This is a genomic window from Streptomyces sp. NPDC012888 (genome assembly GCF_042900645.1).
Lineage (GTDB): Bacteria > Actinomycetota > Actinomycetes > Streptomycetales > Streptomycetaceae > Streptomyces.
Genome location: NZ_JBIBBM010000015.1, coordinates 122,955 through 145,495, shown reverse-complemented (window position 1 = coordinate 145,495; position 22,541 = coordinate 122,955). Strand labels below are relative to the sequence as shown.

General features: G+C 74.1%; 21 protein-coding genes and 1 tRNA gene. 11 read left to right on the top strand and 11 right to left on the bottom strand.

Going from position 1 to position 22,541, the window contains the following annotated elements:
• Positions 1 to 71 precede the first annotated feature (71 nt).
• The 3 genes from cysS (at position 72) to ACFY61_RS24810 (ending at position 4,258) form a co-directional block, all read left to right on the top strand.
• Positions 72 to 1,472, top strand: a complete 1,401-nt coding sequence (gene cysS, locus ACFY61_RS24820) for a cysteine--tRNA ligase (protein ID WP_389475189.1) — start codon at positions 72 to 74, stop codon at positions 1,470 to 1,472.
• Positions 1,473 to 1,570: 98 nt separating this feature from the next.
• Positions 1,571 to 2,527, top strand: coding sequence for a 23S rRNA (guanosine(2251)-2'-O)-methyltransferase RlmB (rlmB, locus tag ACFY61_RS24815; RefSeq protein WP_389475187.1), 957 nt, complete (start codon positions 1,571 to 1,573; stop codon positions 2,525 to 2,527).
• A 174-nt stretch (positions 2,528 to 2,701) separates the two neighbouring features.
• Positions 2,702 to 4,258: a DoxX family membrane protein gene (locus ACFY61_RS24810; RefSeq protein WP_389475185.1), complete on the top strand. Its 1,557-nt coding sequence runs from the start codon at positions 2,702 to 2,704 to the stop codon at positions 4,256 to 4,258.
• Positions 4,259 to 4,349: 91 nt separating this feature from the next.
• Here ACFY61_RS24810 and ACFY61_RS24805 read toward each other — a convergent pair whose 3' ends face one another.
• The 4 genes from ACFY61_RS24805 to ACFY61_RS24790 form a co-directional block, all read right to left on the bottom strand.
• Positions 4,350 to 5,108, bottom strand: a complete 759-nt coding sequence (locus ACFY61_RS24805; protein ID WP_389475183.1) for an NDP-sugar synthase — start codon at positions 5,106 to 5,108, stop codon at positions 4,350 to 4,352.
• 144 nt (positions 5,109 to 5,252) lie between these two features.
• A complete protein-coding gene (locus ACFY61_RS24800) occupies positions 5,253 to 5,666 on the bottom strand; it encodes a hypothetical protein (RefSeq protein ID WP_389475181.1) in 414 nt (137 codons plus the stop codon).
• A 42-nt stretch (positions 5,667 to 5,708) separates the two neighbouring features.
• Positions 5,709 to 7,295, bottom strand: coding sequence for a hypothetical protein (locus tag ACFY61_RS24795; protein WP_389475179.1), 1,587 nt, complete (start codon positions 7,293 to 7,295; stop codon positions 5,709 to 5,711).
• Between the two features lie 51 nt (positions 7,296 to 7,346).
• Complete coding sequence (locus tag ACFY61_RS24790; RefSeq protein ID WP_389475177.1) at positions 7,347 to 8,435, bottom strand: ABC transporter ATP-binding protein; 1,089 nt, start codon at positions 8,433 to 8,435, stop codon at positions 7,347 to 7,349.
• 231 nt (positions 8,436 to 8,666) lie between these two features.
• Here ACFY61_RS24790 and ACFY61_RS24785 point away from each other — a divergent pair.
• A tRNA-Thr gene (locus ACFY61_RS24785) sits at positions 8,667 to 8,740 on the top strand.
• 63 nt (positions 8,741 to 8,803) lie between these two features.
• Here the strand turns inward: ACFY61_RS24785 and ACFY61_RS24780 are convergent.
• Complete coding sequence (locus tag ACFY61_RS24780; RefSeq protein ID WP_389475175.1) at positions 8,804 to 9,679, bottom strand: ScbA/BarX family gamma-butyrolactone biosynthesis protein; 876 nt, start codon at positions 9,677 to 9,679, stop codon at positions 8,804 to 8,806.
• Between the two features lie 108 nt (positions 9,680 to 9,787).
• Between ACFY61_RS24780 and ACFY61_RS24775 the strand changes: the two genes are divergently transcribed.
• A complete protein-coding gene (locus ACFY61_RS24775; protein ID WP_389475173.1) occupies positions 9,788 to 10,414 on the top strand; it encodes a ScbR family autoregulator-binding transcription factor in 627 nt (208 codons plus the stop codon).
• Complete coding sequence (locus ACFY61_RS24770; RefSeq protein WP_389475171.1) at positions 10,411 to 11,289, top strand: NAD(P)H-binding protein; 879 nt, start codon at positions 10,411 to 10,413, stop codon at positions 11,287 to 11,289. Before ACFY61_RS24775 ends, ACFY61_RS24770 begins: the two co-directional genes overlap by 4 nt.
• Before the next feature lie 34 nt (positions 11,290 to 11,323).
• Here ACFY61_RS24770 and ACFY61_RS24765 read toward each other — a convergent pair whose 3' ends face one another.
• Positions 11,324 to 12,721, bottom strand: coding sequence for an NAD(P)/FAD-dependent oxidoreductase (locus tag ACFY61_RS24765; protein WP_389475169.1), 1,398 nt, complete (start codon positions 12,719 to 12,721; stop codon positions 11,324 to 11,326).
• A gap of 103 nt (positions 12,722 to 12,824) precedes the next feature.
• Here ACFY61_RS24765 and ACFY61_RS24760 point away from each other — a divergent pair, with 103 nt between their 5' ends.
• Positions 12,825 to 13,721, top strand: a complete 897-nt coding sequence (locus tag ACFY61_RS24760; RefSeq protein WP_389475167.1) for an aminoglycoside phosphotransferase family protein — start codon at positions 12,825 to 12,827, stop codon at positions 13,719 to 13,721.
• A 102-nt stretch (positions 13,722 to 13,823) separates the two neighbouring features.
• Here ACFY61_RS24760 and ACFY61_RS24755 read toward each other — a convergent pair whose 3' ends face one another.
• From ACFY61_RS24755 to ACFY61_RS24745, 3 genes are read right to left on the bottom strand one after another with little or no spacing between them, the layout of a single operon-like run.
• Positions 13,824 to 14,330, bottom strand: coding sequence for a hypothetical protein (locus ACFY61_RS24755; RefSeq protein ID WP_389475165.1), 507 nt, complete (start codon positions 14,328 to 14,330; stop codon positions 13,824 to 13,826).
• Between the two features lie 30 nt (positions 14,331 to 14,360).
• On the bottom strand, positions 14,361 to 14,987 hold the full coding sequence (locus tag ACFY61_RS24750; RefSeq protein WP_389475164.1) for a response regulator: 627 nt from the start codon (positions 14,985 to 14,987) through the stop codon (positions 14,361 to 14,363).
• Entirely contained in the window at positions 14,984 to 16,129 is a 1,146-nt protein-coding gene (locus ACFY61_RS24745) for a sensor histidine kinase (RefSeq protein ID WP_389475330.1), read from the bottom strand. The genes ACFY61_RS24750 and ACFY61_RS24745 overlap by 4 nt, the downstream gene beginning before the upstream one ends.
• Positions 16,130 to 16,564: 435 nt before the next feature.
• On the opposite strand from ACFY61_RS24745, the gene ACFY61_RS24740 reads away from it, so the two are divergent.
• Positions 16,565 to 17,107 carry a heme-binding protein gene (locus ACFY61_RS24740; protein ID WP_389475162.1) on the top strand — a complete coding sequence of 181 codons (543 nt, stop codon included), beginning with the start codon at positions 16,565 to 16,567 and terminating at the stop codon, positions 17,105 to 17,107.
• 33 nt (positions 17,108 to 17,140) lie between these two features.
• On the top strand, positions 17,141 to 18,550 hold the full coding sequence (locus tag ACFY61_RS24735) for a M1 family metallopeptidase (RefSeq protein ID WP_389475160.1): 1,410 nt from the start codon (positions 17,141 to 17,143) through the stop codon (positions 18,548 to 18,550).
• 138 nt (positions 18,551 to 18,688) lie between these two features.
• Here the strand turns inward: ACFY61_RS24735 and ACFY61_RS24730 are convergent, their stop codons facing one another.
• Positions 18,689 to 19,264, bottom strand: coding sequence for a TerD family protein (locus ACFY61_RS24730; RefSeq protein WP_389475158.1), 576 nt, complete (start codon positions 19,262 to 19,264; stop codon positions 18,689 to 18,691).
• A gap of 162 nt (positions 19,265 to 19,426) precedes the next feature.
• On the opposite strand from ACFY61_RS24730, the gene arfB reads away from it, so the two are divergent.
• Positions 19,427 to 19,852 carry an alternative ribosome rescue aminoacyl-tRNA hydrolase ArfB gene (arfB, locus tag ACFY61_RS24725; RefSeq protein WP_389475156.1) on the top strand — a complete coding sequence of 142 codons (426 nt, stop codon included), beginning with the start codon at positions 19,427 to 19,429 and terminating at the stop codon, positions 19,850 to 19,852.
• Between the two features lie 89 nt (positions 19,853 to 19,941).
• Here the strand turns inward: arfB and ACFY61_RS24720 are convergent, their stop codons facing one another.
• Positions 19,942 to 20,475: a flavin reductase family protein gene (locus ACFY61_RS24720; protein WP_389475154.1), complete on the bottom strand. Its 534-nt coding sequence runs from the start codon at positions 20,473 to 20,475 to the stop codon at positions 19,942 to 19,944.
• Positions 20,476 to 20,768: 293 nt separating this feature from the next.
• Between ACFY61_RS24720 and cdgB the strand changes: the two genes are divergently transcribed.
• Positions 20,769 to 22,478 (top strand): diguanylate cyclase CdgB, encoded by a 1,710-nt coding sequence (cdgB, locus tag ACFY61_RS24715; protein WP_389475152.1) that lies wholly within the window; start codon positions 20,769 to 20,771, stop codon positions 22,476 to 22,478.
• Positions 22,479 to 22,541 lie beyond the last annotated feature (63 nt).

Here is a 22,541-nt window from a genome sequence, read left to right as displayed (position 1 = left end):
CCGCGTGACGCAGCGCCCCGCGGCGGCCGGCGGTCGCGGGGCACTGGCTTCGGCGCACTACCCTTGATGCCGTGACCATTCGCCTGTACGACACCAGCGCCCGGCAGATCCGCGATTTCACCCCGCTCGTGCCGGGCTGTGTCTCGATCTACCTCTGCGGCGCCACCGTCCAGGCCGCCCCGCACATCGGGCACATCCGTTCCGGCCTGAACTTCGACATCATGCGCCGCTGGTTCGAATACCGCGGCTACGACGTCACGTTCGTCCGCAACGTCACGGACATCGACGACAAGATCATCCGCAAGGGTGGCGAACAGGGCCGCCCCTGGTGGTCCATCGGCTACGAGAACGAGCGCGCGTTCAACGACGGCTACACCGCCCTCGGTTGCCTGCCGCCCACCTACGAGCCCCGCGCCACCGGCCACGTCACCGAGATGGTCGAGATGATGCGCGGCCTGATCGAGCGCGGCCACGCCTACGAGGCCGACGGCAGCGTCTACTTCGACGTCCGCTCCTACCCGGACTACCTCAAGCTGTCCAACCAGGAGCTCGACAACCTCCAGCAGCCCACCGAGGAAGGCATCACCGGCAAGCGCGACTCCCGCGACTTCGCCATGTGGAAGGCCTCCAAGCCCGGCGAGCCCGACTGGGAGACGCCGTGGGGCCGCGGCCGCCCCGGCTGGCACCTGGAGTGCTCCGCCATGGCGCACAAGTACCTCGGCAGCGCCTTCGACATCCACGGCGGCGGCCTGGACCTCATCTTTCCGCACCACGAGAACGAGATCGCCCAGGCCAAGGCCTTCGGCGACGACTTCGCCTCCTACTGGGTGCACAACGCCTGGGTCACCATGTCCGGCGAGAAGATGTCCAAGTCCCTCGGCAACTCGGTGCTGGTCTCCGAGATGGTGAAGGCCTGGCGCCCCGTCGTCCTGCGCTACTACCTCGGCACCCCGCACTACCGTTCGATGATCGAGTACAGCGAGGAGGCCCTCCGCGAGGCGGACGCCGCGTTCTCCCGCATCGAGGGCTTCGTCCAGCGGGTCACCGAGATGGCCGGCAAGACCGTCGAACCCGCCGCCGAGGTCCCGCCGGCCTTCGCCGAGGCCATGGACGACGACCTGGGCGTCCCGCAGGCGCTCGCCGTCGTCCACACCACCGTCCGGCAGGGCAACAGCGCCCTGGCCGCCGACGACAAGGACGCGGCGATCGCACGGCTCGCCGAGGTGCGCGCCATGCTCGGCGTCCTCGGCCTGGACCCCCTCGACCCGCACTGGGCCGGAGAGTCCGACCGCGGCCAGGACCTGCACGACGCCGTGGACAGCCTGGTGCGCCTGGTCCTGGAGCAGCGGGAGTCCGCCCGCGCCCGCAAGGACTGGGCCACCGCCGACGCCATCCGCGACCGGCTCACCCAGTCCGGACTGGTCATCGAGGACGGTCCGACCGGCCCCCGCTGGACGCTCGGCCCCCGCTAGGGAGCCCTCCGGGAGCAGCAGGATGTGCCGCCCGCGGTCCGCGGGCGGCACACTGGTCCTACGTACGTACGTATTCACAGCAGCAGAGACAGGTAGTCATGGCCGGGAACAGCCAGCGCAGGAACCGCCGCACGTCCAACAAGAAGGGCGCGACGGTGGGCAGCGGTGGCCAGCGTCGCAAGGGCCTGGAGGGCAAGGGCCCCACGCCCCCCGCGTCCGCCCGCAAGGGTCACGTCAAGAACCGCCTCGCCAACGCCAAGGCCCGGCACGCCGAGCGGCGCCGCCCCGCGCCGCGCCGCGGCGGCCCCAAGGGCACCAGCGAGATGGTCGTCGGCCGCAATCCGGTCTTCGAGGCGCTGCGCGACGGCGTGCCCGCCACCACGCTCTACGTCCAGCAGTTCATCGACAACGACGAGCGCGTCCGCGAGGCGCTCCAGCTCGCGGCCGAGCGCGGCAACATCAACCTGATGGAGGCCCCGCGGCCCGAGCTCGACCGGATGACGAACGGGCTCAACCACCAGGGCCTCGTCCTCCAGGTCCCGCCGTACGAGTACGCGCACCCGGAGGACCTCACCGCCGAGGCGTACGACGAGGGCCAGGACCCGCTGATCGTGGCGCTCGACGGGGTCACCGACCCGCGCAACCTCGGTGCGATCGTCCGGTCGGTCTCCGCGTTCGGCGGCCACGGCGTGGTCATCCCCGAGCGGCGCGCGGCCGGCATGACCGCGGGCGCGTGGAAGACCTCCGCGGGCACCGCGGCGCGCACGCCGGTCGCCCGCGTCACCAACCTCACCCGCGCCCTCCAGGAGTACAAGAAGGCCGGCATCACCGTCGTCGGTCTCGCTGCCGAGGGCGAGCACGAGGTGCAGGACCTGGAGGCGCTCGGCGGGCCGGTCGTCATCGTGGTCGGCTCCGAGGGCAAGGGCCTGGGCCGCCTGGTGGGAGAGACCTGCGACTTCCTGGTCCGCATCCCGATGCCGGGCGGCGCCGAGTCGCTGAACGCCGGTGTCGCGGCCGGCGTGGTCCTGTACGAGGCCGCCCGCCGCCGCGCCTGAGGCCCCGGCGGGCCCCCGGGCCCGCCCCGCAGGATCGCCGGGACGGCGGAGGGCGGGGTTGGGCCGGGCGGCGCAGTGTGCGGGGGCGCGGCCCGGCCGGAAATGATGCCTTGACGGGCCTCGGACAGCTTCGTGCTGTCAAGGCAGTGTCCTAAACATTGATCACTCGGTTAGATGAGTGTGGACACAAGAACGCCCAGGTTCGACGACCAGCCCGCGCTGAGCATGGTCAAGGTGCCGTGCGACCCCGCACAGGTCATCGTCAACCACGCCAGCTTCCGTGTGCGGCTCGCACCGAGCCCGAGCGCGCGTCCCAGGCCCGGCGGAGCACCGGGCGCCCCCGCCCGCGTGCCCGCGCTCAGCGGTGCCGTCGCGGCCGCCGGCGCGACCCGGCGGCCGCGCCGCGCCCCCGTCGTGTGGAGCGGCAAGGCCGGGCCGGGCGGCGACGCCGCCGCGGCCACCGGCGGCCTGCTCCAGGCCGTACGGGAATCCGGCCGCGGCCACGACGAGTTCGACGGCGGGGCGACCCAGGTCATCCCCCGGGTCGACCTCGCCCACGACCTCGCCGGGGACACCCTGCCCACCCCGACCGTGGTGGGCCAGCGCAGCTACGACCACGACGCCACCAGGCCGCTGGCCCCCGTCCCGGACCTGCCGCGCGACCCGGGCCACCGCCCGCCGTACGGCCGGGACGCGGAGCCCGTCGCGGAGATCAGGCGGACCCCCGCCGAACCGCGGCCGGGCCAGGCCTCGTACTACCCCGACCGCCGGATGAACCTGGGCGTCGTGCTGCTCCCGCTGCGCGTCTTCCTCGGCTTCATCTCCATCTACGCCGGCATGGGCAAGCTCTGCGACCCCGTCTACTTCGACGGCGGCGAGCGCGGCTCCATGGTGACCTGGCTGCACACCCTGCACCCCTGGGCGCTGGCGGAACCGCTGCGGGACTTCGCCCTCCAGCACCCGGTCGGCGCCGGCCTGACCGTCGCCTTCCTCCAGGTCATCGTCGGCGTCCTGACCGTCTTCGGGCTGTGGCAGCGGTTCGCCGCCTGCCTGGGCGCGCTGCTCTCCGCCGCCCTGCTGATGACGGTCAGCTGGAAGACCGTCCCGGCCTACGACGCCCCGGACATCATCTACCTGGCCGCCTGGAGCCCGCTGGTCATCGCGGGCGCCCCGGTGTACTCCCTCGACGCCCGCCTCACCGGCGAGGCGTGGCGGACCCTCGGCCCGCGCTCCGAGGTCTGGCGGCTGCGCCGCCGGGTGCTGCGCCGCGGCGCGCTGATGGCCACCGTGGTCGTCGGCCTGACCCTGCTGATCGGTTCGCTGCTCGGTGGGGCGGTGCGCTCCAGCACCGTGGTCACCGTGCCCGGTCCGGGCGAGGCGCCCAGCAACTACCTGCCCGGTTCGCCGCTCCCGAAGGAGCCGGCCGCCCGTACCGAGCAGCGGCCGGTCCCGAAGGCGCCCAAGCAGGCCACCCCCAGCGCCAAGCCTTCGACCCCCGCCAAGTCCCCGCGTTCCAGGACCGGTACGGCCACCTCCAAGGCCACCGCCGGTACCAGCGGCAGCGGTTCGGAGTCGCCGACCGCCACCCGGGGCACGGGCCAGACCGCCCCGCGCAGCCAGACCCCCCGGCAGAGCGCCCCGCAGAAGCCGCCCGCGTCCAGCACGGACAGCGGCGGCAGTGAGACCCCGACCCGCCGGCCGGGTCTGGTGGGCGGCCTGATCGGCGGCTGAACCGGAACCGTCCCCAGGAACCGCAGGAGGGCCCGGCGCGCGAACCGCGCGCCGGGCCCTCCTCGTTCGTCCACGCGCCCCGGGAACGGCCTCAGGGGGCCCTCTGCGCGGCGAGTTCACGTGCTGCCTCGGTGAGGTCCTTCGCCGTGTCGATGGCCCGCCAGTAGGCCCCCTGCGGGATCGGGTAGCCGGCCAGGCGCCGTTCCCGCGCCAGGTGCGGGAACGTGGTCCGCTCGTGGTCGCCCGAGTCCGGCAGCAGGGAGGCGAATCCGGCGGAGAACACGTACACGCCGGCGTTGACGAGGTAGGGCGAGGGCGGGGCCTCGATGAAGTCCAGGACCTGGCCGAAGCCGTTGGTCTCCACCACGCCCCAGGGGATGCGGGGGCGGGCCAGCGCCAGGGTGGCCGTCGCGGCCCGCTCGGTGTGGAAGGCGGCCATCTCGCGCAGCGGGAAGCGGGTCCAGACGTCGCCGTTGGTGGCGTACCAGGACCGGTCGGGGTGGGGCAGGCGCGCCGCCGCGAACTTCAGTCCGCCGCCGCGGCCGAGGGGTTCCTCCTCCACCACCGTCCGCACGCGCAGCGGCAGTTCGGTGGTGCGGAGCCAGTCCTGGAGCACGCCGGCGAGGTGGCCGCAGGAGACCACCGCGTCGGTGACCCCCTCGGCGGCCAGCCAGGCCAGCTGGTGCCCGATGATCGGCGTGCCGGTGCCGGGGATCTCGACCATCGGCTTGGGGCGGTCGTCCGTGTACGGACGCAGCCGCGAACCCTGTCCGCCGGCCAGGACGACGGCCTGGGTGGGGGCGGTGGGGTGCGCGGCTGCGGGGTGCGCGGCGTCGGGGGGTTCCGTCATGGCGGAAGTATGCGGCCGGACCCGCCGGCGTCGGCGCGTCCGGCGGCGCCGGCGTCAGCGCGTCGTCCGGCGGGTACGGCTGGTCCGGCTGGTCCGGCGGTGCGGTCGGCCGGGGCTCGGGGGCCGGCCGACCGGGTGCCGTGACTAGTCGACGGAGGCCACGCCCGCGGCGTACGAGGTGTCGCAGACCGGGCGGGAGTAGGAGTGCGCCTTCGTCGGCCCGTAGGCGACCTTCGCGGCGCGGCCGATGGCCCGGGCGATGCCCATGCAGTGGTCGGCCAGCGACGGGTGGCGGTCCACCTCCTTCTGGAGGTTGGTGAGGACCACGTCGGGGGTCTGACCGCGCTGCAGCTCGTTCAGCAGCTTCTCGCGCAGCAGGTCCTGCGCGGTGCGCGGCTTCGCCTGGACGGAGACGTCCTCGGCGGAGGCGGTCAGGATCTGGGACGGGGAGTTGTCCGCCCAGGGGACCATGGTGACCGCGAGCGTCCCGGACAGGACCAGGACGACGGGCAGGACCAGGGCGAGGGAACGGCCGATACGGCGGGCAGTGTGGGTCACGAGGGCGAGAGTAGCGCTCGGTGAAGATTTGGCGACATTTAGTCACCCTCTCGGGGGACGGTTCGAGGGGCCCTTTCGAAAGGCGTGTTGACGTACGCCGCTCGAAACCACCCGGTTCGCCGGGGAGTTCGCCGACCTGTCCCCCCGTGCTTCAACCGTCCGGCCCGCACTCGGCAGGGGTGCCAGGCGCGCCTCGTACGCCGCGATGCCCGGCAGCCTGGTCAGGGGCAGCCGCCGCCAGTCCCGCGCGTACTCCGGGACCGGCCCGCCGTCGCGGAGCAGCAGTGCCACCGGCCGGTCGCGGGCGGTGGTCCGCAGCCCGGCCGCGGTGATGCTGCCGTCGTGGCCGCCGACCTGCCGGGAGGAGCAGCCCAGCCGGAACGCCACCCGCACCGCTTCGTAGCCGCTGACCACGCAGGGCGGTCGCAGGCCCTGGCCGCGCAGCTCCGCGGCCACCCGCCCGAAGGCCGCCGCGTTGGCCCGGCCGCGGTCCGACACCGCGTCGAGGACGGCGTACTGCACCGCCAGGTGCCCGGCCAGCGCCACCAGGACCGTTCCGGCGAGCACCCGGCCCCGGGACAGCAGCGCCAGCACACCGGCCGCGGCGGGCAGCGCGAGCAGGGCGTACGCGGGGAGCAGGAAGCGGGGCGCCGCGTACCCGACCAGGAGCAGGTACGGCAGGCCCAGCGCGGCACCGGCGGCCGCGGCCAGCGGCAGCGCGGCCGGGCGGTCCGCGGCGGCGGGGGAGCGGAGGCCGCGGGCGGTGGGCCCGGCGGTGGGCCGGGCGGTCCACAGCCCGGCGGCCACCGCCGCCGTGCCGAGCAGCCACCACAGGCCGGTCACCGGCCGCCGCCACGCCACGTCGCAGGGGCGGCACAGGGTCCGCCCCTCCAGGGCGCGCAGGTGGGCGGTCACCGCGGGGTGCCAGCCGAGGTCGCCCTGGATCTCGCTGGCCCGGCGCAGCCGTGCGACCGTCCCCCCGTACCGGAGTTGGGCCTCGACCACCCACTCGGCCACGCCGACGGCCGCTCCCGCGGCCAGGGCGAGCAGCAGCACCGGTCGCCGCCAGCGCCGCACCAGCAGGGCCGCGCCGGCCAGCACCGCCACCAGCCACACCGCGTCGGGGGGCCGCATCAGGCCGACCAGGCACACCCCGGCCGCGGTGCCGGCGAGCGCTCCCCGTGCGGGGCGGCCGGGCGTGGTCGCGGCGCGCAGGAAGCACCCCACCGCGATCAGCGCGCCGTACGCCACCCACAGGTTGGGCATGACCTGCGGCCCGTAGTACACCGTCACCCACAGGCCGGTGAACAGCGCGGCGGCCAGGGTCACCACGCGGGCCGGCAGCAGCGGCCGCCAGACGGCGAACGCGGCGAACAGGGCGACCCCGGAGGCCACGGCGAGGAAGACCCGCAGCAGCAGCGGGTCCGCCGGGTCGGGGCTGAGCAGCGCGGCGGGGGCCGCGAGGAAGCTGACGCCGCGGGCGCGGGGCGCGCTGAAGAACGCGGCGGGCCCGTACGGGCTGACCTGGCTGAGGTACACCGTCTCGTCCCAGCCGAGGCCGCTGCCGGGCAGCACGAGGACCAGCTGGAGCACGACGTACGACGCGGCGACGGCCGCAGGACCGAGCATGCCCCCACGCTGACGGTGCGGCGTGGGGGCGTGCCACCGGGACTAGGCCGGTCAGTCGGAGAGGCGCTCCCCGGAGGAGGTGGAGAAGACGTGGGTCTCGCCGGCCCGCGGCACCACGTGGAGGGTGGAGCCCTTCTCCGGGACCTGCCGGCCGTGCACGCGGACCACGAGGTCCTGGGAGGCGCCGCCGACCTGGGCGCTGCCGTAGACGTAGCCGTCGGCGCCCAGCTCCTCGACGACGTTGACGGTGACGGGCAGACCGCCCTGCTCGGAGATGTCGAAGTGCTCGGGGCGGATGCCGACGGTCACGGTGCGGTCGCCGGCGTCGGCGGCGGCCGACAGGGCCTCGCGGGAGACGGGGACCACGCTGTCGCCGAACTTGACGCCGCCGTCCGTGATCGGGACCTCGACGAGGTTCATGGCGGGGGAGCCGATGAACCCGGCGACGAACAGGTTGGCGGGGCGGTCGTACATGTTGCGCGGGGTGTCGACCTGCTGGAGCAGGCCGTCCTTGAGGACGGCGACCCGGTCGCCCATCGTCATGGCCTCGACCTGGTCGTGGGTGACGTAGACGGTGGTGATCGCCAGGTCGCGCTGGAGCGCGGCGATCTGGGTGCGGGTGGACACGCGGAGCTTGGCGTCGAGGTTGGACAGCGGCTCGTCCATGAGGAAGACCTGCGGCTTGCGGACGATGGCGCGGCCCATGGCCACGCGCTGGCGCTGGCCGCCGGAGAGGGCCTTCGGCTTGCGGTCCAGGTACTGGGTGAGGTCCAGCATCTTCGCGGCCTCCTCCACCTTCTGGCGGATGGTGGCCTTGTCCACACCGGCGATCTTCAGGGCGAAGCCCATGTTGTCGGCGACGGTCATGTGGGGGTACAGCGCGTAGTTCTGGAACACCATCGCGATGTCCCGGTCCTTGGGCGGCAGGTGGGTGACGTCGCGGTCGCCGATCCGGATGGCGCCGCCGTTGACGTCCTCCAGACCGGCGAGCATGCGCAGCGAGGTGGACTTGCCGCAGCCGGAGGGGCCGACGAGGACGAGGAACTCGCCGTCCTGGATCTCCAGGTCGAGCTGGTCGACGGCGGGCTTTTCGCCGCCCGGGTAGAGGCGGGTCGCCTTGTCGAACGTGACGGAAGCCATGGTGATGCGTCCCTTCACCGGCAGGAACGTGCCGGACGATCCGAGTAAAGGAGTGGGTTGGTCTAGTGCACCGAAGTGGAACTTCGGTCGACGCTACCCGCAGCCGCCCGATCTGTCAGCACCCGTCCCGGCGTGATTTCCGCCGCCGGGGGCCGTGTCTGGCGTGCCCGCAGGGCGGCCGGAACGCGATGGCTCGGGCAAACGGCGTCTGTGTAGAGTGAGGACGGCTACGCCTCCTTAGCTCAGCTGGCCAGAGCACCGCTCTTGTAAAGCGGGGGTCGTCGGTTCGAACCCGACAGGGGGCTCCGCGGGAGAGGCCCCGGACCTGACGGGTTCCGGGGCCTCTCCATGTTTTTCTCCGGCCCGGTTCAGGCAGTGGTGAGCAACGCGGTGAAGACCCGCCGGAACGACTGGTGGCCCGTGACCTCCAGGCCCCGGGGCGCCGGCGCGACGGTGAGCCGGCAGGGCTCGTCGAACTCGACGTAGCGCTCGAAGGCGGTGTCGAAGCCGGTGATGGCGAGCGGGCCCGGAGCGCTCGCGCGGGCGGCCTGGACCGCGGCTTCGAGCAGGACCATGCCGGGGACGTGGTCGTGCGGGTGGTCGAAGAGGACCGGGTGGCTGGTGTCCACGCGCAGCTCGAAGACGTCCGGGGCGTCGGTCGGGGAGACGGTGACGTCCCGGGGGTCGGTACGGTCCACCCGGGCCGGCGGGACCGGCTCGGCCGGGGCCGGGGCCGCCGCGAAGGCCCGCGCCGCATCGGCCCGGGGGCCGCGGAGCCGGTCGTATATGGAGCCGGGCAGGGTCACGTAGGAGAGCCGGCCGGAGCCGGCGGGGATCCCGTCGACGGTGGCCTCGACGTGCCCGGTGAAGTGGCCGGTCCCGCGCGGGCGGCGGGCCACGGAGGAGTGGGTGACGCGCAGTTCGGCCCGGGCCGGGGTGCCCGTGGTGCGCAGAGCGGCCGGATTCACGTCAAGCCGCATGCGTTCCCAGCTGATCCGGTGGTCGGTCGGAACCCCGTACGCCATGTGGCATATCAGGGTGAGGGCCTGGCGCAGGCTTTCGGCCACCAGGAGCGGACTGTGGCTCCAGGGGGTGGGAGTGTAGAACTCGTGGTGTGCCGGCCACTCGACACCGACGGTCTGCGTGCTGTCGTCGACGGGCTCCCAGCCGACCACGAGCGCCTCTCGCAGCCTTCGCTTGCCGACATACTGCTTGGCATCGGCCGTGTTGAGACGGGTGGTCATGACGTCGGGGCTCCCCTCGTGGTTTCCCTCACCATCGATCCCGGTCGGGACCCGGAACACAACCAGTAGTTCTATCGTGTCGAATCAGCAGAGAAAGTGTGGGGCCGGATGGTGCAGCGGAGCGTCAAGCAGGACCGGGCCTTGCGGACGAGGGCGGCGCTCATCCAGGCGGGCGCGGAGGTCTTCGGTGAGAAGGGTTTCGCCGGGGCCAGCGTGACGCGTATCGCGGAGCGCGCGGGACTGACGCTCGGGGCGATGTACTTCCACTTCCCGTCCAAGGAGGCGCTGGCCCGGGAGATCGTGCGGACGCAGCCCGACGCGGTCAGCCCGCCCCTCCCGTCCGAGGGCCTCCAGCACGCCGTGGACCTCACGCTGACGTGGGCCTACCAGCTGCGCACCAACGCGGTGCTGTTCGCGGGGGCGCGGCTGGTGATGGAACAGGACTGGTTCATCGACCGGGAGGAGAACTCGCACCGGCAGTGGACCGAGGTGCTGGTGCAGGACTTCCGCGTGGCGGTGAAGCGGCGCGAGCTGCGTAAATCGGCCAATGTGGAGGCGCTGGCGCGGCTGATCGTGAACGCCTGCACGGGGGCGCAGATGCACTCCCACATGGAGACCGGCCGGGCGGACCTGCCGGACCGGATGGAGGAGATGTGGCGCCTGGTGCTGCCCGCGCTGGCGCCGCCGAAGGCCATCGAGAACCTGCAGTTCGGACCGGAGCGGGGCTGCCGGTGAGCCGCTCGGCGGGCGGGACCGGCCCGGAGGTGGTGGTGACCGGGGCGACCGGCGCGGTCGGCCGGTACGTGGCCCGGCTGCTCGGCGGGGAGGCACGGCTGCTCGTACGGGATCCCGGGAAGGCGGCCGCCCTCGGCCTGCCGGGCCACGTCGTGCGCGGGGACTACCGCGAGCCGGAGTCGCTGCGGGCGGCGTTCGCGGGGGCCGGGGCGCTGTTCGCGGTCACCAACGACCCGCTGCGGCCGCAGGACGACGAGAACCTGCTGGAGGCGGCCCGGGCGGCCGGGGTGCGGCACGTGGTCCGGCTGTCCTGGCTGGGCGTGACGGACCCGGGCGCCGACGACCTGGTGGCCCGGTGGAACCGGGACGGCGAACGGCGGCTGCGGGAGTCCGGGCTGTCGTGGACGGTGCTCCGGCTGCGCTCGCCCATGTCGAACGCCCTGGCCTGGGCGGGCGGGATCCGGGCGGAGGGCGTCGTACGGGTCCTGGGCGCGGACGCGCCGACGGCCTGCGTGGACCCGGCGGACGCGGCGGCGGTCGCGGTCGCGGCACTGCGCGACCCCGACGCGCACGCGGGGCGGGCGTACGGGCTGACCGGTCCGGCGGCGGTGTCGCCGAGGGACCAGGTGGCGGTCCTGGCCGAGCTGCTGGGCCGGCCGTTGCGCGTGGAGGAACTGACGCCCCCGCAGGCCCTGGCCGGCTGGCGGCGCAAGCTCCCGGAGCCGGTCGCGCAGGCGCTGCTGGAGATGGCCGGGCGGCGCGGTGACGGCGTGTCGGCGCGGGTGCTGCCCGACGTCGGACGGGTGCTGGGCCGGCCGGCCGGGTCGTTCCGGGAGTGGGCCGGGCGCCACCTGGAGAGCTTCGCCCGCACGTGAGCGGCCCGCCCGTGCTCCGGCCGGCGGCGGCGTGTCAGTGGCGGCCGGAGACCCGGTCCGCGAGACGGGCCAGGGCCGCGGTGCCGGGGGTGTGGGAGGCGGCCTCCCGGCGGTCGGCCTCGCGGTAGGCGGCGTACAGGGCGTGCACGCCCAGCCAGCGGAACGGCTCGGGTTCCCAGCGGCGTACCCGGTGGCCGACCCAGGGCAGGGCGGTCAGGCCGGTGGGGCCGGACCGGCCGGAGTCCAGCCGGACCAGGTCGCGCAGGGTGCGGGCGGCCAGGTTGGCGGTGGCGACACCGGAGCCGACGTAGCCGCCGGCCCAGCCGAGGCCGGTGGACCGGTCCAGGGCGACGGTGGCGCACCAGTCGCGCGGCACACCGAGCACGCCCGACCAGGCGTGGGTGACGGGGACGCCGGTGAGCTGGGGGAAGAAGTCGGTGAGGACGCGGGTGAGCGCCGCGATGGTGGCGGGCTGGGTGCGGCCGTCGTGGTCGGTGCGGGAGCCGAAGCGGTACGGGACGCCACGGCCGCCGAGGGCGATGCGGTCGTCGGCGGTGCGCTGCGCGTACATGTAGGCGTGGGCCGTGTCGCCGAGGGTGGCGCGGTCCTCCCAGCCGATCCGCTCCCAGGTCGCGGGGGGCAGCGGGGCCGTCACGATCATGGACGAGTTCATGGGGAGCCAGGTGCGCCGGTGTCCCTTGAGGGCAGCGGTGAACCCTTCGGTGCAGCGCAGTACGTACGGGGCGCGGACCGTGCCGTAGGGGGTGATGGCCCGCCGGGGGGCGATCCCGGTGACGGGGGTGGCCTCGTGGATGGTGACGCCGAGCCGTTCGCAGGTGTCCGCGAGGGCCTTGACCAGCTTGGCGGGGTGGATGCGGGCGCCGTGCGGGGTCCAGGAGGAGCCCACCGCGCCGGCGATGTCGATCCGGGCGCGGGTGTCGGTGGCGCCGAGCAGGACCCGGTCGGTCTCGCCGAAGGCGGCCTCGGCCTCGTGGAAGGCCTTGAGCCGGGTGAGCTGGGCGGGGGTCCGGGCGACTTCGAGGACTCCGCCGCGGTGGACGTCGGCGTCCATGGACTCCTTCGCGGCCGTCTCGATGACCTCGGTGACGGTCTCGTTCATGGCGCGCTGGAGGCGCTGGGCGGCCTCGCGGCCGTGCAGGGCGGCGTAGCGGTCGCGGCCGGCGATGCCGTTGTAGAGCCAGCCGCCGTTGCGGCCGGAGGCGCCGTAGCCGCAGAACCTCTGCTCCAGGACGGTGACGCGGAGGGAGGGGTCGGCCCGCTTGAGGTAGTAGGCGGTCCACAGGCCGGTGTAGCCGCCTCCGACGATGGCGATGTCCGCGGTGGCGTCGCCGGTGAGCGGTGCGCGCGGGGACGGGATGCCGTCCGTCGCGTACCAGAAGGAGATGCCGCCGTTGATCGTCTCGCTGGTCATGGGGGAGTTGCTACACCGCGCTTCGTACGGGTGTCCAGGGGTCGGGGCCCGGTCCCGGTGCGGGGGGCTCTCCGGAGCGGGGGGAACCGGCTAGCGTCGTTGCATGATCGAGGTTCCGGACGGGCTGGTCGAGACGCAACTGCGGTTCAACGGGGAGGCCGGGCGGGCCTTCGTCAGGGCGCTGCCGGGGCGGGCGGCGGAGTTCCTCCAGCGGTGGGAGCTGCGCCGGACCGGGCCGGCGATGCACGGCGTCACCGCGCTGGTGCTGCCGGTGGACCGGGCGGACGGTACCCCCGCCGCGCTCAAGCTGCAGCTGGTGGACGAGGAGAGCGCCGGGGAACCCGCCGCGCTGCGGGCGTGGGACGGCCGGGGCGCGGTACGGCTGCTGGAGCACGACGGGCCCACCGGAACGCTGCTGCTGGAACGGCTGGACGAGGGCCGGCACCTGTCGGCGGTCGGCGCGGCCGAACCGCGGCGCGCGGTGCGGGTGATCGCGGAGCTGCTGGCCCGGCTGACGGCGGTGCCCGCGCCGGCGGGCGTACGGTCGCTCGGGGACGTCGCGGCGGGCATGCTGGCCGGCGTACCGGAGGCGGCGGGACGGCTGACGGACGAACGGGAGCGGGGGCTGCTGCGGGACTGCGCGGCGGCGCTGCGGGAGGTGGCGGGCGAGCCGGGGGACCGGCTGCTGCACTGGGACCTGCACGTGGACAACGTGCTGGGGGCGCGCCGTGAGCCGTGGCTGGCGATCGACCCGAAGCCGCTGGCCGGTGACCCGGGGTTCGACCTGTGGCCGGCCCTGGGCAACCGGTTCGACGCGGACGACGTGGTGTGGCGGTTCGACCTGATGACGGAGGTGCTGGGGCTGGACCGGGAGCGGGCGCGGGGGTGGACGCTGGGGCGGGTGCTGCAGAACGTGCTGTGGGACGTGGAGGACGGCGGGACGGAACTCGACGCGGAGCAGGCGGCCGCGGCGGAACGCCTCCTGCTGCGCCGCGCCTGACCCCGACGGCGGCCGCGCCACCCCGCCCCGCCTCCACGGCGCGCCGCCCGGGCTTCCTGCCCCCGCCCGGCTCCCCGCGGGCGGCGCCGCGGGTCTATACAGCTAGCGCGTCGGGACGCGGGGGAAGCGGGACTGGAGGGTCCAGATCGTGGGGTTGTCGGCCAGGCCCTCGTGCATGTCGGTGAGGTCCGCGACCAGGTCGTGCAGGAAGTCCCGCGCCTCCCGCCGCAGCACCGCATGGCTGAACGAAAGCGGCGGCTCCTCCGGCGGCATCCAGTCCGCCTCGATGTCCACCCAGCCGAAGCGCCGCTCGAACAGCATGCGGTCGCTGGACTCGGTGAAGTCGAGCTCGGCGTAGCGGCGGTCCGCGGAGCGGCTGCCGCGCGGGTCGCGGTCCAGCTCCTCGACGATGTCGCACAGCGCCCACGCGAAGTCCAGCACCGGCACCCATCCCCAGGCTGTGGACAGCTCCCGGTCCTGCTCGGTGTCCGCGAGGTAGACGTCCCCGCAGAACAGGTCGTGGCGCAGGGTGCGGACGTCCGCCGACCGGTAGTCGGTCTGCGGGGGGTCCGGGAAGCGCCGGGAGAGGGAGTAGCCGATGTCGAGCACGTACCCGATGGTGTCACGCGCGGCCGGCGTTCACGGCAGCAGGCGCTGCTCCTTCGCGACGGCCACCGCACCCGCCCGGGTGTCGACGCCGAGCTTGTCGTAGATCCGGCCCAGGTGCGTCTTGACCGTGGCCTCGCTGATGAACAGCGCGCGGGCGATCTCCCGGTTGCCCAGCCCGTGCGCGAGCTGACCGAGGATGTCCAGCTCACGTTCCGTCAGGGTGGGGCGGGACCCGCGCATCTGCGCCATCACCCGGCTGGCCACCGGCGGGGAGAGCGTGGTGCGGCCCCGGGCCGCCGCGTGGATGGCCGCGAAGAGCTCCTCCGGGCGTTCCGCCTTCAGCAGGTAGCCCGTGGCGCCCGCGCCGATCGCCCGGTTGATGTCCGCGTCCGTGTCGTAGGTCGTGAGGACCAGCACGTGCGGTGGCCGGCCCGGCAGCGCGGTGATCCGGCGGGTCGCCTCCACCCCGTCGATCCCCTCGCCGAGCTGGAGGTCCATCAGCACCACGTCCGGCCGCAGCTTGGCGGCCAGGGCCACCGCCTCCTCGCCGCTGCCGGCCTCGCCGAGGACCTCGATGTCCGGCTCGCTGCCGAGCAGGGCGAGCAGGCCGGCGCGGACCACCACGTGGTCGTCGCACAGCAGGATCGTGGTCGTCATGGCGCGGGCTCCAGGGGCAGTGCGGCGGAGAGGACCGTGCCCTCGCCGGGGGCGGACTCGATGGTGAGGGTGCCGCCCAGCTGCCGCACCCGGGCGCGGATGGCGGGCAGGCCGTGCCCGCGGTCCTCGCCGCCGGCCCGCGTCCCGGTGAACCCGCGGCCGTCGTCGGCGACGTCCAGGACCACCTGGTCGCCGAGGAAGCTCAGGGTCAGCGCGGCGGCACGGGCCCCGGAGTGCTCCCGCACGTTCGCCAGCGCGCCCTGAGCGATCCGCAGCAGCGCGGACTGGGTGCGGTCCGGCAGCGGCACCGGGGTGCCCTCGAGGTGGAAGCGCACGGTGATGCCCGGGCCGGCGTCCAGGGCGCGCAGAGCGTCGGGCAGCGCCGCCCCGTCCGCGAGCTCCGGCGGCGCCAGGTCGTGCACCAGCCGGCGGGCCTCGGCGAGCCCGCGCGCGGCGATGCCGGTGGCGGTGCGGACGTGCGCCCGGGCGGTGCCCGGGTCGGCGTCCCAGGTGCGGTCGGCGGCCTGCAGCAGCATCTGCTGGCTGGACAGGTGCTGGGCCAGGGTGTCATGGATTTCCATGGACAGCCGCTGCCGCTCCGCGAGGGTGCCCTCGCGGCGCTCCGTCGCGGCCAGCTCGCGGCGGGTGCGGATGAGGTCGTCGATCAGGGCCCGCTGGTCTGCCGCCTGCCGCTCCATGTGGACGAACACGGCCGTCGCGAGCGCGGCCACGGCGGGCGGGGCGAGCAGCAGGTTCGGGTCGAACGGGCCGCTCGCCAGCTTGAGCTGGGCGATCACCACCAGCGCGGTGAGCAGGGCCACCAGCGTGATCGCGGCGCGCGGCGGCAGGGTGCGCAGGGCCGTGTAGAAGAGCGGCACGGCGCACCAGGCGAAGCTGGGCGCCAGCAGCACCAGCACCACCCATGTGGCGACCACCAGCCCCAGCCACAGGAGGCGGCGGACGGTGGGCCGGGTGCCGGCGGCCGCGCCGATGGCCGGGCCGAGCACGTACAGCAGGGCGAGGACCACGCTGAGGGCGATCACCCAGGGCGTCCGGGGCTCCCCGGGGTGCCGGAGCAGGAAGCGGGCCACGGACGCGCCGAGCAGGAGGAAGAAGGCGGTGTGCATGACCGCGGCCAGCATCCGGGTGCCCTGGGACGGAGCGCGGCCCACCACCCGGGCGGACGGGGGCGTCGCCCGGGTCCGGCCCGGCTCCTGCGGGTGCAGCGGCTGGGCTGGGGTCACGCCGGTCCTCTCCTGCAGCGGGGTCGTACGTCCATCCTGCCGCGCCCGGCCCGCCACCGGCGGCTCCGGGACGCGCCGGACGGGCGGCGGACCCGGCTCGGGGGACGGTCCGGACCCCAGCCAAACCCGTCCCGGTGGGCTCCGCATCATCCGATCGGCCGACCCCCGGGTCATCCGGAACGCGGCCCCGCCCGAGCCGGTACGCCGACGGGCCGGCGCCCTCCCCGGGGCCAGGATCGGAGTGCGGCAGGAGCCGGGAGCGGCCCGCCGGGGCCGACGGGCCCGCCACACCCAAGCCGGGGCCGGCAGGCCCCCTCGCCAAGGAGCGTCCGTATGAACACCCGTGCCCGTGTCCTCACCGGTGCCGCCCTCGCCGTCGCCCTCGGCGCCGGAACCTTCGGCGCCGTGAGCGCCAGCGCCGCGCCCACCGCCGCCGTCGCGAAGAAGGAGGACGAGGCCGCCGCCAAGAACTTCACCACCTCCACCCACCTGACGGTGGACGCCGCGACCCGAGCCGCCCAGGCCGCCCTGCACGCCGCGCAGAAGGAGAACCAGCGCGTCACCGTCGCCGTCGTCGACCGCAACGGCAACACCATCGTCACCCTGCGCGGCGACGGCGCCGGCCCGCAGTCCTACGAGTCCGCCGAGCGCAAGGCCTTCACCGCCGTCTCCTGGAACGCCCCGACCTCCGTGCTGGTCGGCCGCCTCGCCCAGGCCCCGAACCTGAAGGACATCCCCGGCACCCTCTTCCTCGGCGGCGGCACCCCGGTGCAGGTGAACGGCGCCCCGGTCGCCGGCATCGGTGTCGCGGGCGCCCCGAGCGGCGACCTGGACGAGAAGTACGCCAAGGCCGGCGTCGAGGCCCTGAACGGCTGAGCCGCCGCCGAGCGGAACGCCTAGGATCGGGTTGTGGATCAACACCCGTTCCTCCGGTTCGCCGCCCCCACCGCGGCCGCCCTGCTCGCCCTCACCACGGCGTGCACGGCCGGCACGGTGCAGGGGCGGCCCGGTGCGTCCGGGCTGCGCGACCCGTACTTCCCCAAGGCCGGCAACGGCGGTTACGACGTCCGGAGTTACGCCCTGGACCTCGACTACCGGCCGGACACCGGGCACCTGGACGGCACCGCCGTGATCACCGCCCGGGCCGGACAGGGGCTCAGTTCCTTCAACCTCGACCTGGCCGGGCTGACCGTCGAGGACGTGACCGTCGAGGGGGAGCCCGCCCGGTTCAACCGCACCGGCAACGAGCTCACCGTCCGCCCGGCCGACGACCTGGAGAAGGGCGAGGTCTTCCGTACCGTCGTCCGCTACTCGGGCAAGCCCAAGACGGTGACGGACCCCGACGGGTCCGAGGAGGGCTGGATCCCCACCGCCGACGGCGCCGTCGCCGTCGGCGAGCCGATCGGCTCCATGGCCTGGTTCCCCGGCAACCACCACCCCTCCGACAAGGCGGTGTACGAGGTCTCCGTCACCGTCCCCAAGGGTTACGAGGCCGTCTCCAACGGGCGGTTGGAATCCCGCACGGAACGCGACGGCGAGACCGTCTTCCGCTGGCGCGGCACCGAGCCGATGGCCGGCTACCTGGCCACCCTGGCGATCGGCAAGTACCGCGTCTCCACCGGCAGCACACCCTCCGGCATCCCGCTCTACACCGCCGTGGTGCCCGGCGAGGCGGAAGCGAGCGCCGAGGCGCTGGGCCGGCTCCCCGACATCGTGGAATGGGGCGTGCGAAGGTTCGGCCCCTACCCGTTCGACTCGGCCGGAGCGATCGTCGAGGCGCAGGGGACGCTCGGCTACGCCCTGGAGACGCAGACCCGGCCCGTGTACCCGGGCGCGCCCAACGTGGACCTGGTGCTGCACGAGATGGCGCACCAGTGGTTCGGCAACTCGGTGTCGCCGCGGTCCTGGAAGGACATGTGGCTGAACGAGGGTTTCGCCACCTACGCCGAGTGGCTGTGGTCGGAGGACCACGGAGGGCCGACCGCCGAGGAGCGGTTCGAGGCCTTCGAGGAGGGCGACACGGACGTGGACGCGGCCGCGGACTCCGACTGGTGGGCCTTCCCGCCGGCCGATCCGCCCGGCCCGGAGCGGATCTCGGCGGCGCCGGTCTACTACCGCGGCGCGATGGTCCTGCACCGGATCCGGCAGGAGGTGGGTGACGAGCGGTTCTTCGCCCTGCTGCGCGGTTGGGCGTCCGACCACCGGCACGGCAACGCCGACACCGCCGCGTTCACCGCCTACGCGGAGAAGAGCACCGGCCGCGACCTGACCGGCGTGTGGGACGAGTGGCTCCACGGCGACGGCAAGCCGGCCCGGTAGCCGACGGCCCGCAGCCCCGCGGGCGGCGGGCCGGGTCCGCGGCCACCGGGCCGCACCGCCGGCTGGGCACCGGGGTGGAGCCCCCTCCCCGGACGGCCGGGAGGGGACTTCCGGACCCGGCGCGCCGGGCGGCCGGCGTCAGACGTTGACGCCGAAGTCCTGGGCGATGCCGGTCAGGCCGGAGGCGTAGCCCTGGCCGACCGCGCGGAACTTCCACTCGGCGCCGTTGCGGTACAGCTCGCCGAAGACCATGGCGGTCTCGGTGGCGGCGTCCTCGGAGAGGTCGTAGCGGGCGATCTCGGCGCCGCCGGCCTGGTTGAGGACGCGGATGTAGGCGTTGCGGACCTGGCCGAAGTTCTGGCTGCGGGCGTCCGCGTCGTAGATGGAGACCGGGAAGACGATCTTGTCGACGTCGGCGGGCAGGCCCGCGAGGTTGACGTTGATCGCCTCGTCGTCGCCGGCGCCCTCGCCGGTCCGGTTGTCACCGGTGTGCACGATCGTCTGGTCCGGGGTGGACTTGTTGTTGAAGAAGACGAAGTGGCTGTCGGAGACGACCTTGCCCGTCGCGTTGACCGCGATGGCCGAGGCGTCCAGGTCGAAGTCGGTGCCGGTCGTCGTACGCACGTCCCAGCCGAGACCGACCGTGACCGCGCTGAGGCCGGGAGCCTCCTTGGTGAGCGAGACGTTGCCGCCCTTGGACAGGCTTACCGCCATCGGATGTCCCTTTCCTCGAACCCTCGAACCGTGAGAACGGTCGCAGCGCGGCCGTGTGGTCACGCTATCGCTGACTGTCATAACGCATGGAGGGGGCGGGCGGGTTCCAGCCGGGCGAAATGAAGGTGACGCGCCCCGCCGGCGGGGGCCACCATGGAGGGCATGTCCGGTCCCCATGTCATCCGCGGTTCGGTCCTGCTGCCCGAGGCCGAGCTCGTCTGGCGCTTCTCGCGTTCCTCCGGGCCCGGCGGGCAGCACGTCAACACCTCCGACTCCCGGGTGGAGCTGCTGTTCAACCTGCGTGACACCGAGGCGCTGCCCGCGGTGTGGAAGCAGCGGGCCCTGGAGCGGCTGGCCACCCGCATGGTGGACGGGGTGGTCACGGTCCGCGCCTCCGAGCACCGCTCGCAGTTCCGCAACCGGGAGACGGCGCTGGTCCGGATGGCCGCCCTGCTCGCCGAGGCGACGGCGCCGCCGCCCAAGCCGCGGCGAGCGACGAAGATCCCCCGCGGCATCAACGAGCGCCGTCTGCGGGAGAAGAAGGCCCGTGCGGAGACCAAGCGCGGCCGCTCCGGGCGCGACTGGTAGCCCGCCGGACGCGCCGGACGCCCGGCCCCGCCGCGGCTCGGCGGCGGCTCCCGCCGAGGCGCCCGCGCGGCACCCGCCGCCCGCCGCCGTCAGCGCGACAGGTGCCGGTATCCGCCGCGGTAGTACGTCAGCGGGCCCGTCGCCGCCGACGGGGCGGAGGCCGCGAGCACCCGGCCCACCACCAGCGTGTGGTCCCCGGCGGGGGTGCGCGACTCGGTCCGGCACTCCAGGGTGGCCAGCGCACCGCCGACCAGCGGAGCCCCGCTCAGTTCCCCGCGTGCGTACGGCAGGTCGGCGAAGAGCAGCCGGTCGCTGATCCGGCCCTTCATGGCGAAACGGGCCGCCACCTGCCGCTGGTCCTCCGCGAGCACCGAGACCGCCCACAGCGGCTGTTCGGCCAGCAGGTCGTCCATCCGGGACCCCTCGCGCAGGCTGACCAGGACCAGGGGCGGGTCCAGGGACACCGACATGAACGCGGTGGCGGTCATGCCGACGTCCTCGCCGAACGGCGGCTCCTGGGCCGTCACCAGGACCACGCCCGCGGCCAGCCGGGACATCGCGGCGCGGAACTCTTCGTTGCTCACGCCTTCAGCATGAAGGGTCGAGGGTCTCGTGTTCGGCATGCTCCGAACGCTAGTCTCGCCCTCCCGCGCCCGCATCGGGCGGCGGACCGAGCCCGTGCCGGGCCCCCGTCCTAGGACCCGCGGCGTATCGTTTGCCGCCGGGAAGGACAGGGAGCGCTCCCAGGCCTCGACGAACGCTATTTCCATATCATGTGACTTGAGTCACAGAGGGCAAGATTTGTTGACCCTGTGTACCTGCCGCACAGCTCACTGTGATTCAGTGGGCGGGACACCGCAACGAAACGCCGATGACAAAACTGGAGTTGCTGTCGAGGTCTCGGGGAGAGCGAGCAATGGAGACCGAGTCGGAGCCGTACGTCCGCCTTGCGACCCTGCGGCAGCTCCACCAGGTGGTGGCCGAACTCAACACGGCCCGGAGCCTGGCGGACACCCTGCAGACCGTCGTCGACGGCATCGTCACGGGCCTCGGCTACGAACTCGCCTGCGTCAACCTCGTGCGCCCGGACGGTGACCTCGTCGTCGCCGCGTTCGCCGGAGACCCCGCCGCCGAGGCCCTCATCACCGGCCGCGTCGGCTCCCGCTCCTCCTGGGACCGCCGCCTCGCCATGGGCGAGTCCTGGGACGGCCTCCGCTTCATCCCGCACACCGAGGGCTGGGTCCTGCTGGAGGACGACGTCCCCCAGTGGCACACCGACGGCCCCGAACCCCGCTTCGCCGACGAGTGGCACCCCGAGGACCGCCTGTACGCCCCGATGTACGCCTCCGGCGGCGAACTGCTCGGGGTCATCTCGGTGGACAGACCGCGCAACGGCCGCCGCCCCGGCGCCTGGGGACGCGAAGCACTCCAGATGTACGCCTTCCAGGCCGCCATTGCGATCAGCAACGCCCGGCTCCGCGCGAACATGCAGCGCGCCCTGGTCCGGCTGGAACGCGAACAACAGGCCCTGCGGGCCAGCGAGGAGTCGTTCCGGCAGGCCTTCGAGTACGCGCCCAGCGGCATGGCCATCGCCGAGATGGGCGGCGACCAGCACGGCCGGCTGCTGCGCACCAACGACGCCCTGTGCCGGCTGCTCGGCCGTCCCGCCTCCGTGCTGCGCCGCTACTCCTTCTCCGACCTGGTCCACCCCGAGGACATCGGCACCCTGCTGCGCACCTCCGCCGAGGGCGGCCGCGCCGAACTCCGCCTCGGCCGCCGCGACGGCACCTACGTCTGGGTCTCCCTGCGCAACTCCGTCGTCGCCGACGCCGCCGACGGGCCCCGCTTCCTGCTCACCCACGTCGAGGACATCGAGGAACGCAAGCGGCACGAGCTGCAACTCGCCCACCGCGCCAGCCACGACTCGCTCACCGGCCTGCCCAACAGCGCCGAGCTGCGGGCGCGCCTCGGCGCGCGGCTCTGCCGCCGGCCCCAGTCCGCGCGGGCCACCGCCGTGGAGGCCCTGGACGCCGCCTTCGAGCAGCGCACCCCGGCGGCCGGCCCGGGCGTCCCCCGGCACGGCGACGCAGCGGAGCCCGGCGAGCACGGCTTCCAGCCGGACGGCTTCCCCGACCCGTTCGACTTCCCCGGGGCGCCCGGCGCCGCCTCCGGCCCGTACGAGCACCACGTGCACACGGTGGCGCCCGCCACCGACGTCGACGACGGCACCAAGGGCCTGGCCGTCCTCTTCTGCGACCTCGACGGCTTCAAGTCCATCAACGACCGCTTCGGACACCACACCGGCGACGCCGTCCTGATCGAGGTGGCCCGCCGCCTGACCACCGGCGTCAGGGACGGCGACACCGTCGCCCGGCTGGGTGGTGACGAGTTCGTCGTCCTCGCCGACGGGCTCGGCGCGGCCGACGCCGCCGACCTCGCCGTCCGGCTGCGCAACGCGATCGTCCCGCCGATCCGGGTGGACGGCCGGGCGGTCCGGGTCGGCGCGAGTTTCGGCATCGGCTGGGCCAGCTGCGGCATGTCCGCGGACGAGGTGCTGCGCTCCGCCGACCAGCGCATGTACATCGAGAAACGGTCCCGTTCCAAGGCGCACCGCCGAGCGGGATGAACCGATCCGGAACCCGTGGGCGCACGTGTTCGGGGTAGGCTCCCGTGGGTCGAAAGGAGTGAC

Bases quoted from the DNA above. Each gene is read 5' to 3' on its own strand.
- rlmB (WP_389475187.1), top strand. From the start codon at position 1,571: ATGGCCGGGAACAGCCAGCGCAGGAACCGCCGCACGTCCAACAAGAAG.
- ACFY61_RS24810 (WP_389475185.1), top strand. From the start codon at position 2,702: ATGAGTGTGGACACAAGAACGCCCAGGTTCGACGACCAGCCCGCGCTG.
- ACFY61_RS24805 (WP_389475183.1), bottom strand. From the start codon at position 5,108: ATGACGGAACCCCCCGACGCCGCGCACCCCGCAGCCGCGCACCCCACC.
- ACFY61_RS24795 (WP_389475179.1), bottom strand. From the start codon at position 7,295: ATGCTCGGTCCTGCGGCCGTCGCCGCGTCGTACGTCGTGCTCCAGCTG.
- ACFY61_RS24790 (WP_389475177.1), bottom strand. From the start codon at position 8,435: ATGGCTTCCGTCACGTTCGACAAGGCGACCCGCCTCTACCCGGGCGGC.
- ACFY61_RS24780 (WP_389475175.1), bottom strand. From the start codon at position 9,679: ATGACCACCCGTCTCAACACGGCCGATGCCAAGCAGTATGTCGGCAAG.
- ACFY61_RS24775 (WP_389475173.1), top strand. From the start codon at position 9,788: ATGGTGCAGCGGAGCGTCAAGCAGGACCGGGCCTTGCGGACGAGGGCG.
- ACFY61_RS24765 (WP_389475169.1), bottom strand. From the start codon at position 12,721: ATGACCAGCGAGACGATCAACGGCGGCATCTCCTTCTGGTACGCGACG.
- ACFY61_RS24760 (WP_389475167.1), top strand. From the start codon at position 12,825: ATGATCGAGGTTCCGGACGGGCTGGTCGAGACGCAACTGCGGTTCAAC.
- ACFY61_RS24750 (WP_389475164.1), bottom strand. From the start codon at position 14,987: ATGACGACCACGATCCTGCTGTGCGACGACCACGTGGTGGTCCGCGCC.
- ACFY61_RS24745 (WP_389475330.1), bottom strand. From the start codon at position 16,129: ATGCTGGCCGCGGTCATGCACACCGCCTTCTTCCTCCTGCTCGGCGCG.
- ACFY61_RS24740 (WP_389475162.1), top strand. From the start codon at position 16,565: ATGAACACCCGTGCCCGTGTCCTCACCGGTGCCGCCCTCGCCGTCGCC.
- ACFY61_RS24730 (WP_389475158.1), bottom strand. From the start codon at position 19,264: ATGGCGGTAAGCCTGTCCAAGGGCGGCAACGTCTCGCTCACCAAGGAG.
- arfB (WP_389475156.1), top strand. From the start codon at position 19,427: ATGTCCGGTCCCCATGTCATCCGCGGTTCGGTCCTGCTGCCCGAGGCC.
- ACFY61_RS24720 (WP_389475154.1), bottom strand. From the start codon at position 20,475: ATGCCGAACACGAGACCCTCGACCCTTCATGCTGAAGGCGTGAGCAAC.
- cdgB (WP_389475152.1), top strand. From the start codon at position 20,769: ATGGAGACCGAGTCGGAGCCGTACGTCCGCCTTGCGACCCTGCGGCAG.